We start from the raw sequence: 20,396 nt of genomic DNA on the forward strand, positions 1-20,396 counted from the left end.
TTTGCACGAATAAAAGAGCGTTTACATATATAAAAAGTAATGAATATAATGTTAAGTATTGATTTCATACAACGCTTAAAAATATTTTTTCGCTTATGTAATAGGGTTCTCCGCACATTTACTTATCAACAATGTAAAGTTGGCATAACTATTGCTTATATAAAGGATGAGCGTATAAAAAGGGGGAATAGCAATGTTACATGATGTATACAAACCAAATCGTCACTGGAAGGATATCGAATTATGGAAAGATGTTACTGAAGAGCAATGGAATGATTGGGTTTGGCAATTAACGAATACGATCAAAACGTTAGATGACTTAAGAAAAGTAATTAACTTAACACCTGAAGAAGAAGAGGGCGTTAAAATTTCAACGAAAACGATCCCGTTAAACATTACACCGTACTATGCTTGGCTAATGAATCCTGATGATCCACGCTGTCCGATTCGGATGCAATCAGTACCGATTTCGGAAGAGTTATATAAAACAAAATATGATTTAGAAGATCCGCTTCACGAAGATGAAGATTCACCAGTTCCAGGGCTAACACATCGTTATCCGGACCGTGTACTATTCTTAGTAACAAATCAATGTTCTATGTATTGTCGTTACTGTACACGCCGTCGTTTTAGTGGACAAATTGGAATGGGTGTACCGAAGAAACAATTAGATGATGCGATTGCTTATATTAGTGAAACACCACAAGTACGAGATGTATTAATCTCCGGTGGTGATGGACTTCTAATTAACGATAAAATTTTAGAATATGTATTAAAAAATTTACGAGAGATTCCGCATGTTGAGATTATTCGTATCGGAACGAGAGCACCAGTAGTATTCCCACAACGTATTACAGAAAATTTATGTAACATTATTAAAAAATACCATCCAGTATGGTTAAATACACATTTCAATACATCTATTGAAATTACTGAAGAATCGAAAAAGGCATGTGAAATGTTAGCGAATGCTGGTGTTCCAGTCGGAAACCAAGCAGTAATTTTAGCTGGTATTAACGACAGCGTTCCAATTATGAAAAAACTTATGCATGACTTAGTAAAAATCCGTGTACGTCCATATTACATTTATCAATGTGATTTATCTGAAGGTATCGGTCACTTCCGTGCACCAGTATCTAAAGGTCTTGAAATTATTGAAGGTTTACGTGGACACACATCTGGTTATGCTGTTCCGACATTCGTTGTTGATGCGCCAGGTGGAGGCGGTAAAATTGCACTTCAACCAAACTATTTAATCTCACAAAGTGCAGATAAAGTTGTACTTCGTAACTTTGAAGGTGTTATTACGACGTATCCAGAGCCAGAGAGCTATATTCCAGGAAGAGCGGAAGGATACTTTAAAGAGATTTATCCGAACTACGAAGAAAAACGTTCAGATGTTGGTATCGCAGGTCTTATGAGCGATAAGAAATTTAACCTCGTTCCAGACGACTTACAGCGTATGAACCGTCGTAAAGACTACGAAGATAATGATACTCATGCATCTTTAAAAGATAAACGTGATAAGCGTGATCAATTAAAAGATAAAAAATATCAAGCACAAATGGCTAAATTAGAAGAAAACGACAAAAAAACTGAGGGTGATGCAGTATGAATTGTATGTGGTGTGACAGTACAGAAGCGAAAGAAAGCTTGAATACTGTATATTGGGAATTACCAGATGGTACGAAAGCCATTGAAATCCAAAAGACACCATGTATTTCTTGTTCCTCGTGCGGGATGGACTATCAATCAGACCATACAGTAAAAGAAATTGAAGATCAGTTATTTTTAATTTATACGAAAGATTTACCAAAACAACTAACATATGAAGAATTAATGGGAAGACCACGTCTATTAAAAAGAAATTACTTCGACTTTTAACCAGCTTTTATGCTGGTTTTTTTCTTTTTTGCCTTGTATAATGTACCCAAGTTAGAAAGGTAGGGAATATTTTTGAAAAAGACATTTTACCATTATATGATGAAGCATCGTGCAGCTTTATTTAGAAATGAAATTTCAGATTTAGCAGAGGCGATGTATGATGATTTAAGTTTTCCGAAGCAATCTGAAGACTATGATGAAATTAGTTCATACTTAGAGTTGAGCGGAATGCTAGAAAGTATGTCTATATTTGATGAAGCCTGGGATTTATACATACAAGATAGATAAAAACTATTTGAAAACATACAGAATACATTACTTTATTTAAAGTGAAGTATTCTGTATGTTTTTTTATTGATTTGAAGCTAGTCTAGTTACTAGTTTTTCTTTTGAGTGTAACGTAAATTTTATAAGATTATAATTTTTATTGAAAAAATTTATGAATATAAGCTTCTGTGATAAGCGTTTTTATGTAGGTTGCATATACTGTTATCAAAATCACGACGTCAAAAAAAGGAGAGATAGAGATGGCAAGAAAAAAACAACCTAAATATAACGTAGGGGACATAGTCGTGATTACGCTATATGGAACCGTTGGGAAAATCACAAATATGAAGGTTTTAGATGGAGTTTATGTATACGAAGTCAATAATCACGATGGATTTTACGTAGAGCAAACGCTGCAGCACGTTACAGAGCAAGATATGAAGAAGGGCGATACGGAGTGGATTGAATTAAATTATAATTTCACGTTTGGTGATCTTGTGCAAGTAACTGGATATGATAAAGATGTTTTCCGTATTGTTGGTTTTCGTACAGAAGTATGGAGATATAAGAATGACGCATGGGAAGATACAATTTATGAATTGTCACGGATCACGGATGGTGAATGGTTAGAAGCGGATGAGTCAGATTTAACGTTACTTGCCAATGCTCAAACGGCAAATGCAATTTTGAAGAAACTGAAACAAGATAAAGCAGGTATGAATAAATTAGATTTAGGTAAGTTAAAGTCAATTAACAACTCGAAAAAAGTGAGTGTTAAGACGAATCGTCAAGAAATCATTGATGGATTACTTGATATTTATAACGATTATCAATTATTGTTCGATACATTTAAAGATGAAGAATATAAAATTGTAATGGATGTTGTTCATAATTATTTAGTTAAATTGACAGAGAAAAAATAGTTAACTAGAAAGAGAGAATAAATTGAACAACAACATATGCAGTATAAGGTATGCCTACAATTATTAAAAAAATAAAAAGCCACTTTATAAGAGAGTCTGCCCATTGATCTTCATGCATGAACTCTTCTTTTGTTTGTCCTACTTCATATTGATTTTCCATTATTATTTCCCCCTTTGAATAGCTTGTACTACAATCGTATGCATCTCGTCCAAAGCTTATGACCTATAAAAAAATAAAATCTATTTTTCTAATCTCATATACATAATTTTGAGATTTTTTCATAAAACAGAAATAAAGGAGTGATGCTCATGAAGGAAATTGAAGTCGTGATTGATACGGAAGAGATTGCGGAGTTTTTTTATGAGCAACTAATTGAAAGAGGGTACGTCCCGAAACGAGAAGAAATTGAAGATCTCGCAGATATTACATTTGAGTATTTATTAGAGAAATGCATGATTGATGAAGTTTTTGATGAAGAGGATGAATGAAAGTAACGACGGGCATAACTCGTCGTTTTTTTACTCTTTACAAACCTGTCACAAATATAGTCAATAATTATTGGTATAATTAAAATGAAATTTTACTCAAGAGGTGAAGGGATGTTCAAAAAAATTATTGATTCTTTATTAGGAAAGAAAAAATATCGTTCGTATTCAAGTAGTGATTACCGTCGTAGAGGGCGCTCATATTCAAGTAGCGATTATAAACGACGTTCATCTGGTTATGGACATCAACATTATAAAAGAAAACGTAAAAGCCGTAGCTTCTTTTCAAGTAGCTGATGAAATGGCGTCGTGTACTAGCATTATTTGATAGACCACTGCGGAAAAATACAATTGTTGCAGAACGTTATAAAATTGAATCAGTAATTGGAATGGGCAGTTATGGGGTCACATATGTCGTTAATGATTTACAAGTAAATAGATATAAAGTCTTAAAACAATTAAGACAAAGTAAACAAAGATATGAGTCTGGTAGAAAATCATTTGAACAAGAGAAAATGATTTTACAAACATTAAATCATCATGCAATTCCTAGTCTGTATGATCATTTCATATGGGAGAAAAAGAGCTTCTTTGTGATGGAGTACATGCCTGGTAAAAATTTTGAAGATTATATTTTCATAGATGGGTATGTATATACAGAACGTGAAGTTTTTGAGATTTTATATGAAATATTAGAAATTGTATCGGTGTTTCATAGTGAAGGCATTATTCACCGAGATTTACGCATTCCAAACATATTAATGAAAGAAAATCAAATTAGTATTATTGATTTTGGATTGGCTAAATGGAAAGGTGAGGGTGATGAGAGAGCTACAACTTACGAAGGTGAACAAGCTTTGATGCGAGAAGTCCACTTTCGTAGCGACTTTTATGCACTCGGTCATTTCTCGTTATTTTTATTATATGCAGGATATGAATCTAATGAAAAACAGGAAAAACCATGGTACGAAGAATTAACTTTGGAAAATTATAATCGCGAAATGCTTATGCGAATGTTACAAATAAAAACGCCGTACTATGAGAATGTACAAGATTTAAAACAAGATGTAGCTTCTGCTTTAGAAAGGATGGAGACTCCATGTTTCAAAAGTTTTTAGCAAGCGTTGGTATTGGGAGTGCAAAGGTAGATACTGTTCTTGAAAAAGATGAGTATATTGTTGGGGAAGAAATAGTTGGAAAGGTTCATATAACTGGAGGTTCAGTTAGCCAGCAAATTGAAAGCATTTACTTAACATTATCGACGTCGTATGTACGAGAAGTGGATGATAAAAAAGTAACAGCAACGTATGATTTAGAGCGAGTACGCTTAACAGAACCATTTTCTATAGAACCGAATGAAAAAGTTGAAATTCCATTTTCTTTTCCAATGCCAATTGAAGCACCACTTACACTTGATATGAAAACGGTTTGGATTCATACAGGTCTTGATATTAAACATAGTATAGACCCAAGTGACCGCGACTACGTTCAAGTGTTACCCAACGCATTATTAAGTAGTGTTTTAGATAGTGTAAATGAATTAGGGTTTAAAGCACGTCATATAGAATGTGAAGAATTACCGCATCGATTACGTAAGCAAGTTCCATTCGCACAAGAATTTGAGTTTATTCCAGTTTCTGGAGAGTATTATGGGAAATTAGATGAATTAGAATTATTAATCTTGCCACGTGCATACGATCGACTAGAAATTATTATGGAAGTAGATAGAAAATCTCGTGGTTTAGCTGGATTATTCGCTGAGGCGCTTGATCTTGATGAGAAGGTGATTCGTTTTACCGTAACAAGAGAAGATATCCCTGAGATGAAGCAAAAAATTAATAATTATATTTTTTAATAAACTATGCATAAAAAAGAAATGGAGAGGAAAACTAAAACAACCGCTCCATTTTTTTGCATAGTGAGGTTATGTATGTGAAACGATATCGACATTTATACTTGCTAAGTTTTACGTTACTCATTTGTTTTGTCGTATTATCACTTTCGTATCATACCGCTTGTATTGAGAATTTTGACAATATAGTCGCACATTTTATTCAAAGCTTTCGAAACGATTATTTGACGACCTATTTTACTTGGGTGTCTTTTATCGGTTCCAAAAGGATATTTTTCCCATTACTCATTATTCTTGTAATGTATTTTCTCGTTAGAAAAAAGTTGCTTAGTGCATTGCTTCTAACAATTAATTACTACGGATCTCGTTATTTAAACAGTCTGCTTAAACTATGGTACGAACGAGCAAGACCTGATGTTACGCAGCTTGTTACTGCAACTGGATATAGTTTTCCGAGCGGTCATACGATGAATGCTACGGCTTTTTTAGGATTTATTGCATACGTCACAATTACTGAAGATCGTATTTCGTTGCATAAAAAATTGCTAATTATTCTTATAGCAAGCTTTGTTGTATTATCTATTTCAGTTAGCCGAATATATCTTGGCGTGCACTATCCATCTGACATATTAGCAGGATGGGCAGCTGGCGGTAGCTGGCTCGTTTTATGTGTTATATTCCATAAAACGTTCATAAAAAAAGAACCTATGTCATAATAGGTTCTTTTTTCATTGGCTCAACATGAATGTGTGCATGGTAAATTCCAAACTTTTTGCGAAGCATAGCTTCGATGTTGTCGGTAATACAGTGACTTTCTCCAACATCCATACGAGCATCTACTTCAATTGTAATATCAACGTACGTTTGATTCCCGTACATACGTGCTCGAATATCTACAATGTTTTCCACACCGCCAATATGCTCAATAGCATCAGCGTATTCCTCCATTTTATCAGGGTCAATTCCATCTGTTAGCATATGAGAAGATTCTACGAAAATCTCCCATGCAGTTTTACAAATAATAAGACCAACAATTAAAGCGGCAATAGGGTCTAAAATAGGCATTTGGAACTGAGAACCGACAATACCTACTACAGTACCGATACTTACGAGTGCATCTGATAAATTATCTTTTGCAGCAGCTTCTAGTGATTTACTTTTTGTTCGTGCTGCAATTTTTTTCGTATACAAATACACGCAGTACATAACGACAGCAGAAAATAAAGCAACCCATGCAGCGAGTACATTAGGTGCTGCTTGTTTCGGATTTAAGAAAGATTGAATGGCACTAATAACAACTTCTAATCCGACTGTTGCCATAATGAAGGACGCAACAAGTGATGCGATTTGTTCGGCCCGTGAATGCCCATACGGATGATCTGGGTCACGAGGTTTACGAGATATTTTTAGACCAATTAATATCGCTAAAGAAGCACCGATATCCGTTAAGTTATTTAAACCGTCAGCACGTAATGCGCTAGAGAGGGTAATATAACTGATGATGATTTTCATAGAGGATAAAAATATGTAGGCCATAATGCTGACAATAGCACCTTTATCAGCTTCTTTATGAGAAAGAGTATCCATTTTAATCACTCACCTTTCTTTAAAGGAATTTCTTTCTATAAATAGAGTATCAAACGAAAGTCGTGTGGGTCTATACAAACATTGTTGACGTTTTATAGCTTTTTAAGAAGGGGATAACAAAGTTTCGTGAAGGAAAAATATGTTGAAAAGTACAAAGTCAGGGTGTGAACCTAATTAGAGTTTATTTACTAAAGAGATAGGAGGGGAGATGGATGAAGAAGCGAATACTTTTCTTACTATGTACTATTCTTATAATGACAGGGTGTAATTCATTAAACGATGAAAAACATCAAAAGATAATTGTGAAAACAGATGAAAGCCCTCTGAAAAATATTTTCCAGAGGGCTTTTATTTTAGTATGCTTCTAAAAACTCAGTAACTTGCTCTTCAGTTTTTGCATTAGCACTATGTAAGTGGCCTAGCTTCTCACCATTTTGGTATACAAGTAAACTTGGAATACCCATTACTTGATACTCTTCAGCGATACTTGGAAACTCATCTTTATTAATAGAATACCATTCAAATTTATTGAACTCTTCCATTACATCTCCGATAAAGTTGTCCATACGTACGCAATCTGGGCACCATGTAGTAAAGAACTTAACAACTACTGGCTCCTCGCTTGCGATGATGTCTTTGAATTCTTGTTCTGTTTTAATTTCTTTCATAAGTAAAACTCCTTTCAATATTACACGAATTTATATGCAAAATTCGTATTTGCAAACATGTTGCAAACTTATTATTTGTTTTTTAGTTTTGTAGTTCGTTCACACTTATAAAACTGTATTTTAACTTGTATATAACATGACTGCACTTCTAAGTGTGAAAATAACGGAACCTCACTTTTCTTTATAAGCTTTTTCCAGGATTGTGTCAAACTTCTGAATTGCAGGGTTACCATTTACATTAAATCGTCTGTTTTTATTATTAGAAAGTTTCGCCTATTTAAAAAGAAAACAAGAAAGAAAAAACAAATAATTGAATTCTAGATTATTTACTGCAATAAATAACCTAAGCTTGAATAATTCTCTATCATGGGAAGATAAAGATGTTTCTTGTATGTTTCATAAACTTAAGGATTCTATCGCTTGTATCAGATGCGGCATCGCTATTTTAACAGTAGAATTGTATTAAAAGATAAGTAAAGGGCATCTAATTAAGATGCCTTTTTATTTTAATTACAAAAATTGAATAAGGTTAGAAATTATATGATTGTAATGGGAATTAAGGGATATTAATAAAAAAATTTTATTAGGGATTTGCCTTAAACATTTATTGCAGTTAAGAATATTTATAATAATATGAACTAAAAAAGGTCCGATTTTTGTAATGTTGGAGGGGATTATTGTGGACATAACTCAAAGCGTATCAAGAATAGTGGTTAATGGAAAAGATCTTTCTTTCACTTCAGTTCAAACCTCTGCATGGAATCATGGACCTGTAAATGATTTAATTGTTACGACGAATCAGAGAGTGAATGAGCTTTATCAATTCATGTGGTCACAAGTACCGGTTACGATTTCGGTATATTTTCTTCAAGGGGCGGATTTACTGAGGTTCGTTAGGGTTGCGGGAATTGATGAGCGTGTAACAGGAGAATATGTATATCATTTCATTTGGTGATAAGAAGAATTCGAGGTAGTCTAGCAGCTACTTTTTTATTTTGTCATTTGAATATAAGCGAGCGGACTAGCTTTATAGTACCCACTGAAATAAAGAATCATAATATAATTTGTAACAAATTATATGGAAGTGAGTTGAAAATCATGTTTTATTCATATTTTAATTCTCAAGCTGGCATGCGACCAGCGTATGGTACGTCTATAACGTATAGTGGAGCACAAAGTACAGTCCAAGCTATTCAACAAGCATTACAAATGCAACAACAAATGCAAATGCAGCAGCAAGGAGTACAACCATATTACTCATCCGTAGAGTATTTTTACCCAGTACATCATGTTACACCGTATGGAAGTTCTTTTCTTACTATTCCATATGGAACTGTATACAACTTATAACTAGTAAGGAATGAAGTGGTGTATATAAATAAGGGTGCAGGTTAATAGCGCCCTTATGAACAATAAAAATAGCTAGTCCAAACCTTATAAATCAATCTTACATAATATGTAGTAATAAGTTTGAAAGGGGAATTAGTATGTCTTGTTATTACTACTGTAAGTATTGTAAGGAGTATAAAAAGAAGCACCATGATTGTTGTAAGAACACTAGTAAGTGCCATGATAACAAGGACAATCTTGTTAGAGCATCGGCATTTAGAGCTAGAAATACTGTGAATCAAAATGTTCCTGCTAATACTTTTGTGAAAGTGTTATTTCAAAATGAACAATTTGATTTAGCGAATGAGTATAATCCAGCAACATCTATTTTTATGCCGAAGACTAAAGGAGTATATTCTATTATTGGAACGATTGGTTTCTTTCCAAACGATCCAACTTTAAATTATAGAGCGCGTGTAGAAATTCGTGTGAATGGAAACGCAGCGATAGCTATAGATAATGACTTTTTTGGTCCAATAAGTTTTGGAAATGTAGTAAGTGTTTCGACGATTGTTCAATTGAATGCAGGGGATGAAGTTGAGGTTTATGCACAAAGTAGTATAGATGGAGTTTTAAGTCCTTTAGAAGATGGTGCACATTTTGAAGTAGCAAGATTTCCTTCTCCGATTAAATAAAGTCATTAAACATTGAGTTTACAGAAGCTTAAAGGTAAATCCTCACCGAAATGGTGAGGGTTTTTTACTCTATTAAAAATAGTAACAGGTCGTCCAAGCTATTCTAATCTATATAGCATACTATATAAAAATAAGTGTAAAGGGGGACTAACTATGTCTTATTATTACTGTAAGTATTGTAAAGATTACAAAAAGGAAAGTCATGATTGTTATAGAAAAAGTAGTAAATGTGATAGGAAGTATGTAAAGGTGAAGTGTTGTGATGATAAGAAAGAGGAGCTTGTAAGGGCATCGGCATTTAGAGCTGTGAATACAGTTAATCAACCTGTTCTAGCAAATACTCCTGTTAAAGTATTATTTCAAAATGAACAATTTGATCTAGCGAATGAATATAATCCAGTAACATCCATTTTCACTCCGAAAACTAGAGGGGTATATAGTGTATTAGGAAATATAACATTTTCTCCAAATGATTTTAATGTGAATTACAGAGCTAGAGTAGAAATTCGTGTAAATGGAAATCTAGCAATAGCGATAGATAATGATTTCTTTGGAACAGGAGTATTTTTTAATAATGATGTTTCAGTAACTACTATTCTTCAATTAGAAGCAGGAGATTCAGTTGAAGTTTTTGTAGAAAGTAGTATTGCGGGCGTAATTGTACAAAATGTTAATGGTTTAAATACGGTTCACTTTGAAGCGGCAAGATTTCCTTCTCCAATTAAATAAAACAGATCATTAAATGTTTTTTAGTAGGTTTAGTTAATCCCCTTACCAAATGGTGGGGGATTATTATTGTTTTTCTAAAATATATAAGTAAACAGGTAAAGTGTAGTTTAATTTGTAGAGGCTTTAACCTTATTCAGATAATGAAAAAAATAATATGTAAATAAGTAACATGCTTGTGAAAACTCAGTGTTAGTAAGTTTACTAGTTTTTTATAGAACAAGAAAGACGAAATACATAAAAGATCGCATCATTACGTTTTTTCTTTACTATATAGAAATTACATATTGAACATAAATTTGTGTAGGGAATGCTAGTACACTGAAAAGAATAACATAAAGGCGATTACACTATATAAAAACAAAATCAATCCTAAGATGAGTAGTATTGGATGCAGCTTGAACATATTTGACCTCCTTGAGTACATAAAGAATTTTAATATATTGTTGGTCAATTTAGAAGGGGACGGTTACATAAAAAAAGAGCATACATAATAAGTACGCTCCAAAGAAAGATAGGTTTTATGAGTGGATAATCTCCATACGATAATATATGTCCTTTTAATAAAAACGTGTAAAAAATCAATGAATTATCAATGGAATATCATAAAATGAGTAATTTTAGTCTAGGAATGCAGTCATTTTCTTTCTCAGTTATTTTAGGTAACAAAGTTGTGAAAATCGTGCATTATGCGGACTAACAACGGGATAACGATCGTACTTCAGTTACATATTTCTTAAAGTCTGGATATTGCGTGATAGTTTGACATTTTGGGGTGCATAGTTGATTAATAATAGACACATTTGTAATTACTTCGTTACAAGGACCGAAAAATGTAACTTTTAGCTTTGAATTTGGTGGGATTTTGAACACGATAGGCTTTTTTTCCATGAAATCAGCTCCTAATATTGAGTATTATAATTTAATGGATATAGAGTCGTATTAGTATAATATGAAATTTCAGTGGATTTGCTTATAATAAAGAATTTCATAGTAGTAAAAGTGCTTAAAGATGTAAAAGGGAAATTGAGAATGCGAAATAAAATGTTTAATTAATATAATCAATAAATACGAAAATAGTTAATATAACTAATACATTTTTTAATTTGTTACATATCATGTTAGTAAGAATTGTATAAGGAGGTAGTATAAAATAGTGGAAGAAAATGTACAAGCTCAGCTTTCGCCACCGTGGATCACATATTTTAATGAATTAAAAAATTCAATAGGTGCTGATCCAACTGTTACAGTTGGGCCACTTATTCCTGTTGGTGGTAATTATATTATTTTAGTGCATGCGTTAAGTAATGAAAAAGCGAGAGCGTTAGCAACGTTTTTAAAATCTTTTGTACAATTTGGGAATGTAAGTGTGACAGTTATTGTAACGAATAATGAGAATGAAATTGTAAATCCATTTCCTTGTCCACTAGATGCATTTGAAATAGCTCATTTATTTCAAGTAGCACTAGAAAACAATCCTTATTTTGAACAAGTTGTGGTACAGCCTCAGTTCCCTGGCGGACCGAATGTTGTCTTTCCGGTGTTCACTGCGGAAGTCATTCAGTTTTTCAATGACGATATTTCTAACTTATGTCAAACGTTTACAGGTGTTGCTGCCAATGTATTTCGTGATGTAATGAATGATGAGGTTTGTGATAGCCCAATATTATTTTCTACAAGTTGTGTTATGAACAGTGAAAATACACAATTACAAAATAAAGATTTAACACCAAAATTGTTTTATTAGACTATAAAAAGACATTTTCAGTAATAGAAAATGTCTTTTTTATGCACCAATAGTGTTCAGGTTGGACAATTGTAGGTTAACAGGAATAATTTTCAATTAATTAAAATTTTTCTAAATCTCATATTTCATGGAAAGATAGTAATTTTGATTTAAGAATATATAGAAAATGAGGAATGATTTTTATTAACTGAAAGGGAATTGATACTGGAAGTTTTAAGTTAATACTATAGGAGGATTTTTTCTAATATCCGTAAAAATGATCAATACCTAAATTGATAGGATGAGACTACATAACAAATAGTAAGGTATATTTCGAATATGATAATATTTTTTGTGACATACATGTTAAAGCTAATAGAAATATTTCTGAAAGAGAATATATTTTGAAAAACAGTAACGATTCTTTTTATTTATATTATAGATAGCTAGTTTTAGAGAGATAAGGCTTACAATAAAACAAGCTATGAATAAGACATTAAAAAGGAGCTGGAATGTATGGGTTATATTGTAGATATTTCAAAATGGAATGGAACTATCAATTGGGATATTGCAGCATCTCAGCTAGATTTAGTGATAGCTAGAGTTCAAGATGGCTCTAATACGGTGGATTTTATGTATCAAAATTATGTTAGTGAAATGAAAAAGTATAGTATCCCATTCGGTAATTATGCTTTTTGCCGTTTTATATCTATTGCTGATGCAAAGAAAGAGGCACAAGATTTTTGGAATCGTGGTGATCAATCAGCTAAGTTTTGGGTGGCGGACGTAGAAGTTCAAACGATGGCAGATATGCAAGGCGGGACACAGGCATTTATTGATGAATTACGCCGTTTAGGTGCGGAAAAAGTAGGATTATATGTAGGGCATCACATGTATTTATCATTTGGAGCACGTAATATTGAAGCTGATTTCGTATGGATCCCTCGTTATGGAGGGAATAAGCCAGCATATCCATGTGATATTTGGCAATATACGGATTCAGGGAATGTTCCTGGGGTTGGGAAATGTGATCTGAATCGATTAGTAGGAAATAAGTCACTTTCTTGGTTTATAGATTCGAACAAAGCAAATCAACCTAACATAGTGTATACACAGCAACCGAATGGCATTGGTATTGCAGTTTCGAAATATCCTGATGGATACGGAATAAATTTATATGAGAACCCTATGAATCCTCAATTTACAGGTGCACTCACTCAGAAAATTCCATATTTAATCTTAACAGGTTATTGGGGAGGCGGTGAGCAAGATATGATTTGTTTAGGGAACGATAAGCAGTGGGCATATTTAAAACATTTTAAGGTGAAATGGTTTTATGCAACTTCGAAATATCCTGTCGGCTACAGAGTAAATTATTATGAAGAGCCTGAATGTATGAATTATAAAGGAAATATAGATGGATCGACATCTTTTCGAGTGTGGGATAGAGTGGGAAATGCGGTAGATATCGGGCAGAATAGTTGGATACCTGAAGAACATGTAATTATTAAGTAACTATAGAAGTTATATTTTTTTGGAGCATATAAAGAGTTTTCTTACTATACATAGTAAGAAAACTCTTTATATTTAAAAATGAAAATACATGATGCATAGTCTACTCATATGAAATGAATTACATGTAGAAAACACACTGTTTTCACAATGACTGTGTATAGTTAATTTGCATAATGATAAAAGTGAGGTATTTGAATTGAAAAAGAAAAAGATATTTATTGGAACGATTATTTCATGCTTGATGCTAGCATTATCTGCATGTGGTTCCTCAGACAACGTAGTAACATCAAAAGTAGGAAATGTTACAGAGAAAGAATTAAGTAAAGAATTACGACAACAATATGGAGAAAGTACTTTATATCAAATGATGTTAAGTAAGGCATTGCTAGATAAATATAAAGTTTCAGATGAGGAAGCAAAAAAGAAAGTAGAAGAAGCAAAAGATAAAATGGGTGAGAACTTTAAATCGACTTTAGAACAACTTGGATTGAAAAATGAAGATGAATTAAAAGAAAAAATGAAGCCAGAAATTGCATTTGAGAAAGCAATCAAAGCAACAGTTACAGAAAAAGATGTGAAAGATAACTATAAACCAGAAATGAAAGTAAGTCACATTTTAGTGAAAGATGAAAAAACGGCTAAAGAAATAAAGGAGAAAGTAAATAATGGTGAAGATTTTGCTGCCTTAGCAAAACAGTATTCAGAAGATACTGGTTCAAAGGAACAGGGCGGGGAAATATCTGGTTTTGCTCCTGGGCAAACAGTGAAAGAATTTGAGGAAGCTGCGTATAAATTAGATGCAGGCCAAGTAAGTGATCCAGTTAAAACAACTTACGGTTACCATATTATTAAAGTGACGGATAAAAAAGAATTGAAGCCATTTGATGAAGTAAAAGATAAAATTCGTAAAGATTTAGAACAACAAAGACTAGAAGATACGACAGGTAAATGGAAACAACAAGTAGTCAATGATTTATTGAAAGATGCTAATATTAAAGTGAATAATAAAGAATTTAAAGATACATTTAAATTTCTAGAAAAGAAATAATGACTGTAATCATAACTAGAAAAGGGAACTCATATAGAGTTCCCTTTTCTAATTAGTGTGTGAGTTATAAATAGATAGTAAGACAATACAATATTACATTTAAATATTAAGAATTACAATGGGAAATTATGGGTTTAAATTAAAGGAATTATAATTATTTCAATGGAAGTAGATATGATACGGTTTTCATTATGCAAGTTTGTTACATATATTTACTCTTTAATAATGGGTATCGAACATAATTTACAAAATAATACATATAATGTTTTTGAATAAATATTTAACGTGGATAATTAGTAAAAAGCTGAGCATTCGATTGGAAAGGATGTTCTTTTTAGTATGAAAATTTTAGGATAAAGAATGAATCGCTTTAAACGCGTCATTTACCATATCAATAAATTAAGGTGGAGAGAATATATGAAAGTAATCTTTCAGGGAGAGGGCGGCGCGAAAATTTTTGAGTCATATGATGAAAATATAAGTGATTTATTAGCAATATTAAAAGAAACGAAAGGGATTAAAATAGGGATGGTTAAGTATAAAGTGTTAAAGTACGAACTTAATTATTTTCGTCATCCGAAAAAATCGGATACAGAGAGAGAGTTACATATAATAGTACAACCTATGTAATAAAATATAATAATAAAAATCACTGATTCAGTTTTGCAAAGTTTCATAGAGTATGTAAGAAAAGAGAGTGTTGTAAATGTTCTCTTTTCTTATGCTTTGTGAGTTCGTTCATCATAGTATATGTTTTCAGTTATAGATGGTTAATAAACGAAAAAATTTAAAACTTTTTTGTTTGGGTAGGGATTTTATATATGAATAAATATACTATGAAGTATTTTTTATACGAATATTGGAGGAGTATAAAATGAGTTTAGCTAGTTACATAGGCTGTAATGTAGAAATTCAGTTAACGGTTCCAGATTCTAATGATGTAATTGTTTTTGGACCGTGTTTTTCAGATGAAAGTATGCTTGAAATTGTACAAGAGTATCAATTCCAAACAAATTTCACATATGAGGTTTCAACTAGTTGGGGAATTGAATTTGTCGAGTGGCAAAACGTAAAGGAAAAAAGAAGCGAAAGAAAAACTTTTAACTTTATGCAAGATTATGGAAGGCTATTTGGAAGATGGAGACTATTTCGAATTATTTAGTTGTTGGGTTGGTGATGAAGGTAAGGAATGAGTAGGGGAATTGAAATTAAAAATAAATCATTTTAATATAGATGAATTATGTATTCCAGAAAGAACATTAGTTAGGATAGAAAAATAAAATTTGAAATATTTTTTAGAAAAAGGCGATTTCACTTTGTGTGAAGTCGCTTTTTAGTTGTTATATGTATTTCATTTTACATAAGAAATGAGAAGTTTATTTGATAAAGGAAAAAGAAAGTATAGAGGTAAATAAAATTGTGTTTTTTGTTAAAAAATAATAAGTATGGCTCTCCTCAAAAGAACGTAAGTTCGTGTATAATAAGAACTAATGTTCCTTAGAGGGATAACCTAATTATAATTTAGAAGTAAATCCGAGTTTAGTGAGTATTAAAAATAACTAAGGGATAGTATGACTAAATAAATGTATAAATGATCAAGGAGATAAAAAATGAACGATGTAAAGATACAAAAAGAAGAAAGAGAGTGGGTTCCGTTTACAGTAATATCCGAACAACTTTTAAATATGAGAAAGATTATTGGAGAGAAATTAAAAGTACAAAAACCGCTTTTAACAAATGAAGCAAAAGAGAGAATTTCTGATAAATTATTAAATTCATTACTGTCTGAGAAAGAAATATTGATAACATATTTTGAAGATGGCTACATATTAACAAGCTACATGACAGTTGTACATATTAATCCGGTAAAACAATTTGTAATTTGTACAGACGCCTTTTATAAAACTTACGTATTTAACGCTATGGATATTATTGAAATAACGTAAAAGAAGCTGAATATTAAATGGCAGCTTCTTTTATTTCTGATTTATGAAATAAATAATACAAGAAAAAGCAGCTAGCTTCGCGCTAGCTGCTGAGCCCCAGGGAAAGGGAGAAAAAGATAGGGTACTCCAAAATCAACAAGAGCTGTCAAACAGCCTGATTATAGTATAGACAAATTAAAATTTTCTATACAGAAAGTTAAACATAAGATTAGGCTGTACCCACTTGGTTTTGATCTGCAAGGTCAGAATCAAATGTATTGGTCGCGCTAACACCGCTAAAAGTATTAACAACAAAACCAACGTTTGATGCGCCGGAGCCATTATAAGCTTTCGTATTTTCTTTCGGAGAAACGTTGTAGAAATCACCTAAGTTAAATGAACCATTACTATTTTGTACAACTAAATTTCCTACAACTGATGGCATAATTTTCACCTGCTTTATAATAAGTTGTTAACATTACTATATGGAGTTATAGTCCAGATGGTTCATACAATAAAAATTGTGGGATAGTAAAACGTTTGGAGCATGGATTTCAATAAAAGTGTGTTAAAATTAATATAATAAAGTTGAGTATTTTTTTGAAAAATTTGTATAATTAATATATATGAAAATAAAGGAGGCAAAATGTAATGAAAGATATTATGAAAAAAGTTGATTTAACAGATGCCAAATCAAGTAATCTTGTTGCACTAATTTATAGTAATGAAGTTATATTAGTTGAAGACGCATTTTGTCCAAATGAAATAAAATTAAAGTTTAATGAAATTGCAATTTTATCTGCAATTAAAACAGCTCATATTGCGAAAGTTTCTATTAGGAAAGAACTTGAAGCGCTTTTTCATGATACGGGTGTTATATTAGTGAAACAAAATGTTGATTATGGTAGTAGTCAATCTATTACCATGCATTTTGAGCAATTTAAAAAATTGCAATATGAGATTGAACATTTAAATAAAAGTATGTCATAAGGCAGCTAAATAAAGGTTCTATCATAAAGGTGGAATGTGTTGTGTTGAAAAAGTGGTTTAAAAATTATTTGGGTGAATCGCATTGTAAACATAAATATATTTTTATTAAGATGCAGGATAATGAGGATTTTAAAAAAAGGTACATTAGGTGTAGTTTATATTTACTAGTGTGAGAAATGTGGAAAAGAGAAGTTGAAATGTAAAAACAATAATGAAATAAACAATGAATTTTTAGATAGGTAGCAAAAAGTAACCATGATGGTTACTTTTTTTGTTTATGTATGCAATATCAAAACTATTACTAAAGTATGAGTTGAGTTGATACTATAGTAAATGGCTGAATAAAAATGAAGAGAGTAATATATAGGGAAGGAGGATGAGCGAAATGAAGAGAAAAGAAATTGGTAAGTCTGTAATTATTACAGGTGTGACACAAGGGTTAGGACGTGCGATGGTTGATCGATTTCATGAATTAGGGTGGAACATATATGGTTGTGGACGCTCAAAAGATAAAATTGAAGAACTAAAAAAACAGTACAGTAAAATACATGATTTCCAAGTAATTGATATTTCAGATTCTCAGCAAGTTACCAATTGGGCAAATTATATACTTAATAGACATAAGGCTCCCAATCTGATAATAAATAATGCATCGATTGTAAATCAAAATGCACAACTTTGGAAAATTACGGCTCAAGAATTTGAAAATGTAATGAATGTAAACGTGAATGGTGTAGTAAATGTAATAAGAGCGTTTGTTCCAGCAATGGTAGTTAGGAAAGAAGGGATTATCATTAATATGAGTTCTAGTTGGGGAAGAGAAGGTGAGGCTGAGCTTGCGCCATATTGTGCCTCGAAATTTGCTATTGAAGGTATCACTAAATCTATGGCCCTGGAATTACCCTATGGCATGGCTGTAGTTGCTTTAGATCCTGGAGGGAGTATTAGTACTCCAATGCTGAAGTCATGTGCTCCACAATATATAAATGAATCACCTACACCTGAAACTTGGTCACATAAAGCAATTCAATATATATTGAATATAACAATAGATAAAAATGGAGATTCGTTGACATGTCCAGCATGCATATAAAAAAGCACCTTTAAGGTGCTTTTTTATATTGGTAGTACATTATATCATTCACAAAATCACATATGAAAAATAAAATAAACGATTAAGGGTGAGATTTGTTTGTTTTGAAAGCTTTAGAAAATATTTAAATAGGTGATAAAAATGAATCCACGCGGTTTAAAAGTGACAGGGGCATGGTTTCAAGTGGGAGGGAACCTTACAGCTGCTATTGGGACGACAAGAGGATTTATTGGAGAAGAGAAAGTTGAATCGGACCTTGTTATTGTAGGGAGCTCATTACAAGCCCTCGGGTATATATTACAAATCATTGCGAGCAAGTATGATGACGGGGAAGAAAAAAGAGAAAATCAAAATATAGGCTTAGAGAATCAAAGTAAATTACTTGATAAAATAGGAATTGAGTTATTAGCATTAGGGAATATATCAAATGTAATAGGAACATATTTTAATATAAATGAACAATTGAAAGAAAATGATTTTCTTATTATTATAGGGAACAGTTTACAATCAATCGGTGCTTTTTTAGGAGTAGAAGCAGCTTTGATGGATATAAATGTACTACAGAAAATTATTATACTAGGTAACTCCATGCAAAGTTTAGGAGCTGGATTACAAGCGTATCAAGGCGTTTCAAATTTATTGAAAGATGAGAGAGAAAATGAAGATAGTATTTTTGATAAGAAGGATGAGAGAATAATTGCACTCATTGGTATTTGGATACAAGCGCTTGGAACGTTAATTTCTGCAATTGGAGTAACTGCAATAGAGGAAGAAAATAGGCTAGCAAACAATGAAAAGTCTGAAATACTTATATAAGTAGAAGGAGAGACATTGATTTTAGAGGCAAGTTAAGATTAAAATAGTAGTAGGTTTCTTTGCGTATATTTTGAAAAGTGATATATAAAATACAAAATAAGGAGTTTTCAAGGGATGATGTATTTATTAGCAATTTTTCTTCCGCCTGTTGCTGTATTATTTTGTGGAAAACCAATTCAGGCAATAATAAATTTCATATTAACACTAATATTTTGGGTTCCAGGAGTTATACATGCAATTCTTGTAGTGCATGATAAAAAAGCTGATCGGCGTTTGAAAAAACAAATTCAAGCATATGATGAAATTAATAAGAGGAATCGAAGGTAATTTATCTGTAAAATATTTTTTAAAAAAAGGAGGATTAACCTCCTTTTTTTAGTGGGTGTTAAGTTTAAATTTTTGTGTGGCGGAAAGAATTTTTAATGTAAGTTTTATGATAATAACTTTTAGATTGTGCATGTAATAGGCCAGTATAGATACTTTCTGGTACATTAAAGAAATCGTACATACCATTCTTTAATTGGATTCGCAAAATCATAGAAAAAGGATTGTAGCCAACAGCAACTATATTTTTTGAAATCACGGGAGATAGCTTCATCATTACGCAACTCCTCACTTTTCATTTTTAATAATTTCTTGTAGATGTTGAGGTTATGAAGTTGAAATCCTTATAATTTAAGAGGTATTATACTTATATGCAATATATTAAATGTTTGTTATACGTAATTATAAGGAAGTTCACACGAAGTACATATCGTTGTGCTATTTTTATTTCACCTTTGATTTATAAATAAGAAAATATTGACCATTTGAAAAAAAGGTATATTATTTATACGAGGTATTAAAAATTCACTTTTTACATTCTA

Annotated in this window: 28 protein-coding genes and 2 pseudogenes; 24 read left to right on the forward strand and 6 right to left on the reverse strand. The window is 31.9% G+C overall.

The window, feature by feature from the left end; all coding sequences use genetic code 11:
- Positions 1-193 precede the first annotated feature (193 nt).
- The 4 genes from ablA (at position 194) to DOS87_RS11180 (ending at position 3,074) form a co-directional block, all read left to right on the forward strand.
- The gene (ablA, locus tag DOS87_RS11165) at positions 194-1,615 is read left to right on the forward strand and encodes a lysine 2,3-aminomutase (protein WP_000902145.1); all 1,422 of its coding nucleotides are present in this window, start codon (positions 194-196) and stop codon (positions 1,613-1,615) included.
- Complete coding sequence (locus DOS87_RS11170; protein WP_000995766.1) at positions 1,612-1,884, forward strand: YokU family protein; 273 nt, start codon at positions 1,612-1,614, stop codon at positions 1,882-1,884. Before ablA ends, DOS87_RS11170 begins: the two co-directional genes overlap by 4 nt.
- Before the next feature lie 72 nt (positions 1,885-1,956).
- Entirely contained in the window at positions 1,957-2,172 is a 216-nt protein-coding gene (locus DOS87_RS11175; RefSeq protein ID WP_000750717.1) for a YozE family protein, read from the forward strand.
- Between the two features lie 239 nt (positions 2,173-2,411).
- Positions 2,412-3,074, forward strand: coding sequence for a hypothetical protein (locus tag DOS87_RS11180; RefSeq protein WP_000101498.1), 663 nt, complete (start codon positions 2,412-2,414; stop codon positions 3,072-3,074).
- A gap of 4 nt (positions 3,075-3,078) precedes the next feature.
- On the opposite strand, the gene DOS87_RS11185 is transcribed toward DOS87_RS11180, so the two are convergent.
- Positions 3,079-3,234 (reverse strand): DUF3930 family protein, encoded by a 156-nt coding sequence (locus DOS87_RS11185; protein WP_000431485.1) that lies wholly within the window; start codon positions 3,232-3,234, stop codon positions 3,079-3,081.
- A 149-nt stretch (positions 3,235-3,383) separates the two neighbouring features.
- Between DOS87_RS11185 and DOS87_RS11190 the strand changes: the two genes are divergently transcribed.
- From DOS87_RS11190 to DOS87_RS11210, 5 genes are all read left to right on the forward strand, one after another.
- Positions 3,384-3,563 (forward strand): YozD family protein, encoded by a 180-nt coding sequence (locus DOS87_RS11190; RefSeq protein WP_000658451.1) that lies wholly within the window; start codon positions 3,384-3,386, stop codon positions 3,561-3,563.
- 111 nt (positions 3,564-3,674) lie between these two features.
- Complete coding sequence (locus tag DOS87_RS11195; RefSeq protein ID WP_000473371.1) at positions 3,675-3,857, forward strand: hypothetical protein; 183 nt, start codon at positions 3,675-3,677, stop codon at positions 3,855-3,857.
- On the forward strand, positions 3,857-4,678 hold the full coding sequence (locus DOS87_RS11200; RefSeq protein WP_000872072.1) for a serine/threonine protein kinase: 822 nt from the start codon (positions 3,857-3,859) through the stop codon (positions 4,676-4,678). Before DOS87_RS11195 ends, DOS87_RS11200 begins: the two co-directional genes overlap by 1 nt.
- A complete protein-coding gene (locus tag DOS87_RS11205) occupies positions 4,660-5,415 on the forward strand; it encodes a sporulation protein (protein WP_098901864.1) in 756 nt (251 codons plus the stop codon). Before DOS87_RS11200 ends, DOS87_RS11205 begins: the two co-directional genes overlap by 19 nt.
- Before the next feature lie 77 nt (positions 5,416-5,492).
- Positions 5,493-6,128, forward strand: coding sequence for a phosphatase PAP2 family protein (locus DOS87_RS11210; protein WP_002082842.1), 636 nt, complete (start codon positions 5,493-5,495; stop codon positions 6,126-6,128).
- Here DOS87_RS11210 and DOS87_RS11215 read toward each other — a convergent pair.
- Together DOS87_RS11215 and DOS87_RS11220 are read right to left on the reverse strand one after the other, a co-directional pair.
- Positions 6,118-6,999, reverse strand: a complete 882-nt coding sequence (locus DOS87_RS11215) for a cation diffusion facilitator family transporter (protein WP_000380385.1) — start codon at positions 6,997-6,999, stop codon at positions 6,118-6,120. The two genes, DOS87_RS11210 and DOS87_RS11215, sit on opposite strands and share 11 nt — an antisense overlap.
- A gap of 353 nt (positions 7,000-7,352) precedes the next feature.
- On the reverse strand, positions 7,353-7,667 hold the full coding sequence (locus DOS87_RS11220) for a thioredoxin family protein (protein ID WP_000658787.1): 315 nt from the start codon (positions 7,665-7,667) through the stop codon (positions 7,353-7,355).
- Positions 7,668-8,346: 679 nt separating this feature from the next.
- Here DOS87_RS11220 and DOS87_RS11225 point away from each other — a divergent pair.
- From DOS87_RS11225 to DOS87_RS11240, 4 genes are all read left to right on the forward strand, one after another.
- Positions 8,347-8,622 (forward strand): hypothetical protein, encoded by a 276-nt coding sequence (locus DOS87_RS11225; RefSeq protein WP_000355694.1) that lies wholly within the window; start codon positions 8,347-8,349, stop codon positions 8,620-8,622.
- 143 nt (positions 8,623-8,765) lie between these two features.
- The gene (locus tag DOS87_RS11230; protein WP_000500101.1) at positions 8,766-9,017 is read left to right on the forward strand and encodes a DUF3947 family protein; all 252 of its coding nucleotides are present in this window, start codon (positions 8,766-8,768) and stop codon (positions 9,015-9,017) included.
- A 137-nt stretch (positions 9,018-9,154) separates the two neighbouring features.
- Positions 9,155-9,691 carry a C1q-like domain-containing protein gene (locus DOS87_RS11235; protein ID WP_002162813.1) on the forward strand — a complete coding sequence of 179 codons (537 nt, stop codon included), beginning with the start codon at positions 9,155-9,157 and terminating at the stop codon, positions 9,689-9,691.
- Between the two features lie 153 nt (positions 9,692-9,844).
- Positions 9,845-10,420 (forward strand): complement C1q domain-containing protein, encoded by a 576-nt coding sequence (locus DOS87_RS11240; protein WP_000122941.1) that lies wholly within the window; start codon positions 9,845-9,847, stop codon positions 10,418-10,420.
- A gap of 693 nt (positions 10,421-11,113) precedes the next feature.
- Here the strand turns inward: DOS87_RS11240 and DOS87_RS11245 are convergent.
- Positions 11,114-11,308 (reverse strand): hypothetical protein, encoded by a 195-nt coding sequence (locus DOS87_RS11245; protein ID WP_000412557.1) that lies wholly within the window; start codon positions 11,306-11,308, stop codon positions 11,114-11,116.
- 265 nt (positions 11,309-11,573) lie between these two features.
- Here DOS87_RS11245 and DOS87_RS11250 point away from each other — a divergent pair, with 265 nt between their 5' ends.
- From DOS87_RS11250 to DOS87_RS11275, 6 genes and pseudogenes are all read left to right on the forward strand, one after another.
- On the forward strand, positions 11,574-12,164 hold the full coding sequence (locus DOS87_RS11250; protein ID WP_000392278.1) for a hypothetical protein: 591 nt from the start codon (positions 11,574-11,576) through the stop codon (positions 12,162-12,164).
- A 495-nt stretch (positions 12,165-12,659) separates the two neighbouring features.
- Positions 12,660-13,658 carry a glycoside hydrolase family 25 protein gene (locus tag DOS87_RS11255; RefSeq protein WP_000540670.1) on the forward strand — a complete coding sequence of 333 codons (999 nt, stop codon included), beginning with the start codon at positions 12,660-12,662 and terminating at the stop codon, positions 13,656-13,658.
- A 196-nt stretch (positions 13,659-13,854) separates the two neighbouring features.
- Positions 13,855-14,706 carry a peptidylprolyl isomerase PrsA gene (locus DOS87_RS11260; protein ID WP_000727339.1) on the forward strand — a complete coding sequence of 284 codons (852 nt, stop codon included), beginning with the start codon at positions 13,855-13,857 and terminating at the stop codon, positions 14,704-14,706.
- Between the two features lie 417 nt (positions 14,707-15,123).
- Entirely contained in the window at positions 15,124-15,336 is a 213-nt protein-coding gene (locus DOS87_RS11265) for a hypothetical protein (protein ID WP_000864274.1), read from the forward strand.
- 244 nt (positions 15,337-15,580) lie between these two features.
- A pseudogene (locus DOS87_RS11270) lies at positions 15,581-15,986 on the forward strand (hypothetical protein).
- 330 nt (positions 15,987-16,316) lie between these two features.
- Positions 16,317-16,652, forward strand: coding sequence for a YolD-like family protein (locus DOS87_RS11275; RefSeq protein ID WP_002162812.1), 336 nt, complete (start codon positions 16,317-16,319; stop codon positions 16,650-16,652).
- Positions 16,653-16,860: 208 nt separating this feature from the next.
- Here DOS87_RS11275 and gerPF read toward each other — a convergent pair whose 3' ends face one another.
- The gene (gerPF, locus tag DOS87_RS11280) at positions 16,861-17,076 is read right to left on the reverse strand and encodes a spore germination protein GerPF (protein WP_001141569.1); all 216 of its coding nucleotides are present in this window, start codon (positions 17,074-17,076) and stop codon (positions 16,861-16,863) included.
- Positions 17,077-17,282: 206 nt separating this feature from the next.
- On the opposite strand from gerPF, the gene DOS87_RS11285 reads away from it, so the two are divergent.
- From DOS87_RS11285 to DOS87_RS11305, 5 genes and pseudogenes are all read left to right on the forward strand, one after another.
- Entirely contained in the window at positions 17,283-17,621 is a 339-nt protein-coding gene (locus DOS87_RS11285; protein WP_000651908.1) for a hypothetical protein, read from the forward strand.
- 41 nt (positions 17,622-17,662) lie between these two features.
- Positions 17,663-17,864, forward strand: a pseudogene (locus tag DOS87_RS11290) (hypothetical protein).
- Between the two features lie 142 nt (positions 17,865-18,006).
- Positions 18,007-18,714 (forward strand): SDR family oxidoreductase, encoded by a 708-nt coding sequence (locus tag DOS87_RS11295; RefSeq protein WP_000823054.1) that lies wholly within the window; start codon positions 18,007-18,009, stop codon positions 18,712-18,714.
- 141 nt (positions 18,715-18,855) lie between these two features.
- On the forward strand, positions 18,856-19,530 hold the full coding sequence (locus DOS87_RS11300; protein ID WP_001069566.1) for a DUF6944 family repetitive protein: 675 nt from the start codon (positions 18,856-18,858) through the stop codon (positions 19,528-19,530).
- A 114-nt stretch (positions 19,531-19,644) separates the two neighbouring features.
- Positions 19,645-19,857, forward strand: a complete 213-nt coding sequence (locus DOS87_RS11305; protein WP_000990219.1) for a YqaE/Pmp3 family membrane protein — start codon at positions 19,645-19,647, stop codon at positions 19,855-19,857.
- Between the two features lie 64 nt (positions 19,858-19,921).
- Here DOS87_RS11305 and DOS87_RS11310 read toward each other — a convergent pair whose 3' ends face one another.
- Entirely contained in the window at positions 19,922-20,131 is a 210-nt protein-coding gene (locus tag DOS87_RS11310; RefSeq protein ID WP_000977080.1) for a KTSC domain-containing protein, read from the reverse strand.
- Positions 20,132-20,396: the final 265 nt, after the last annotated feature.

The organism is Bacillus sp. CR71, assembly GCF_003429245.1.
Taxonomy (GTDB): Bacteria; Bacillota; Bacilli; order Bacillales; family Bacillaceae_G; genus Bacillus_A; species Bacillus_A thuringiensis_S.

What these genes read in the sequence shown, in the direction of transcription:
- ablA (WP_000902145.1), top strand. Translation starts at nt 194, where the DNA reads ATGTTACATGATGTATACAAACCAAATCGTCACTGGAAGGATATCGAA.
- DOS87_RS11170 (WP_000995766.1), top strand. Translation starts at nt 1,612, where the DNA reads ATGAATTGTATGTGGTGTGACAGTACAGAAGCGAAAGAAAGCTTGAAT.
- DOS87_RS11180 (WP_000101498.1), top strand. Translation starts at nt 2,412, where the DNA reads ATGGCAAGAAAAAAACAACCTAAATATAACGTAGGGGACATAGTCGTG.
- DOS87_RS11185 (WP_000431485.1), bottom strand. Translation starts at nt 3,234, where the DNA reads ATGGAAAATCAATATGAAGTAGGACAAACAAAAGAAGAGTTCATGCAT.
- DOS87_RS11190 (WP_000658451.1), top strand. Translation starts at nt 3,384, where the DNA reads ATGAAGGAAATTGAAGTCGTGATTGATACGGAAGAGATTGCGGAGTTT.
- DOS87_RS11195 (WP_000473371.1), top strand. Translation starts at nt 3,675, where the DNA reads ATGTTCAAAAAAATTATTGATTCTTTATTAGGAAAGAAAAAATATCGT.
- DOS87_RS11200 (WP_000872072.1), top strand. Translation starts at nt 3,857, where the DNA reads ATGAAATGGCGTCGTGTACTAGCATTATTTGATAGACCACTGCGGAAA.
- DOS87_RS11205 (WP_098901864.1), top strand. Translation starts at nt 4,660, where the DNA reads ATGTTTCAAAAGTTTTTAGCAAGCGTTGGTATTGGGAGTGCAAAGGTA.
- DOS87_RS11215 (WP_000380385.1), bottom strand. Translation starts at nt 6,999, where the DNA reads ATGGATACTCTTTCTCATAAAGAAGCTGATAAAGGTGCTATTGTCAGC.
- DOS87_RS11220 (WP_000658787.1), bottom strand. Translation starts at nt 7,667, where the DNA reads ATGAAAGAAATTAAAACAGAACAAGAATTCAAAGACATCATCGCAAGC.
- DOS87_RS11230 (WP_000500101.1), top strand. Translation starts at nt 8,766, where the DNA reads ATGTTTTATTCATATTTTAATTCTCAAGCTGGCATGCGACCAGCGTAT.
- DOS87_RS11235 (WP_002162813.1), top strand. Translation starts at nt 9,155, where the DNA reads ATGTCTTGTTATTACTACTGTAAGTATTGTAAGGAGTATAAAAAGAAG.
- DOS87_RS11240 (WP_000122941.1), top strand. Translation starts at nt 9,845, where the DNA reads ATGTCTTATTATTACTGTAAGTATTGTAAAGATTACAAAAAGGAAAGT.
- DOS87_RS11245 (WP_000412557.1), bottom strand. Translation starts at nt 11,308, where the DNA reads ATGGAAAAAAAGCCTATCGTGTTCAAAATCCCACCAAATTCAAAGCTA.
- DOS87_RS11255 (WP_000540670.1), top strand. Translation starts at nt 12,660, where the DNA reads ATGGGTTATATTGTAGATATTTCAAAATGGAATGGAACTATCAATTGG.
- DOS87_RS11265 (WP_000864274.1), top strand. Translation starts at nt 15,124, where the DNA reads ATGAAAGTAATCTTTCAGGGAGAGGGCGGCGCGAAAATTTTTGAGTCA.
- DOS87_RS11275 (WP_002162812.1), top strand. Translation starts at nt 16,317, where the DNA reads ATGAACGATGTAAAGATACAAAAAGAAGAAAGAGAGTGGGTTCCGTTT.
- gerPF (WP_001141569.1), bottom strand. Translation starts at nt 17,076, where the DNA reads ATGCCATCAGTTGTAGGAAATTTAGTTGTACAAAATAGTAATGGTTCA.
- DOS87_RS11285 (WP_000651908.1), top strand. Translation starts at nt 17,283, where the DNA reads ATGAAAGATATTATGAAAAAAGTTGATTTAACAGATGCCAAATCAAGT.
- DOS87_RS11295 (WP_000823054.1), top strand. Translation starts at nt 18,007, where the DNA reads ATGAAGAGAAAAGAAATTGGTAAGTCTGTAATTATTACAGGTGTGACA.
- DOS87_RS11300 (WP_001069566.1), top strand. Translation starts at nt 18,856, where the DNA reads ATGAATCCACGCGGTTTAAAAGTGACAGGGGCATGGTTTCAAGTGGGA.
- DOS87_RS11305 (WP_000990219.1), top strand. Translation starts at nt 19,645, where the DNA reads ATGATGTATTTATTAGCAATTTTTCTTCCGCCTGTTGCTGTATTATTT.
- DOS87_RS11310 (WP_000977080.1), bottom strand. Translation starts at nt 20,131, where the DNA reads ATGATGAAGCTATCTCCCGTGATTTCAAAAAATATAGTTGCTGTTGGC.